The organism is Pseudomonas sp. 313 (genome assembly GCF_000316965.1).
GTDB classification, from domain to species: domain Bacteria; phylum Pseudomonadota; class Gammaproteobacteria; order Pseudomonadales; family Pseudomonadaceae; genus Chryseomonas; species Chryseomonas benzopyrenica.
The window spans coordinates 1-385 of the sequence record NZ_ANBZ01000057.1 but is presented as its reverse complement, the minus strand read 5'-3'; the positions used below and the strand labels follow the sequence as shown (position 1 = coordinate 385).

The window sequence follows — 385 nt, the reverse complement described above, 5'->3', positions numbered from 1 at the left end:
AGACTTACCGCGTTTCCACGTGGATGAATTCTTTTACTTAGATGACAATAACAACATGGTATTTGCCGCGGCTAATAAAGCATTTACCTCTCCCACGTCTACCAATACCCGCAGCGAACTTCGCCAAGTTTATGCCGATGAAAACGGTAATGTTCCTAGCTTAGAAAACCCCGCAAATTACTTTGCATTGGCATCAAATCCTGAAGCAGATAAATTCGCCGCCATTGGTGCACGAATGGAAGCCACACTTAAAGTAGATCATGTTTCTACTAACGCTAAATATCATGACAAGCCACCCGCCTATTCTGTTGTAGTAGGCCAAATTCATGCGGGTAAATTAGACGAACTTCGTAACAATGAATCAGGGTTTGGCTGGGGGAACGAG

General features: G+C 43.9%; 1 protein-coding gene. It reads left to right on the top strand.

Annotated elements, in window-relative coordinates:
- Positions 1-19: 19 nt before the first annotated feature.
- Positions 20-385, top strand: a 366-nt coding sequence (locus C722_RS25775; RefSeq protein WP_218186735.1) for a polysaccharide lyase family 7 protein, incomplete at its 3' end; no start/stop codon positions are given.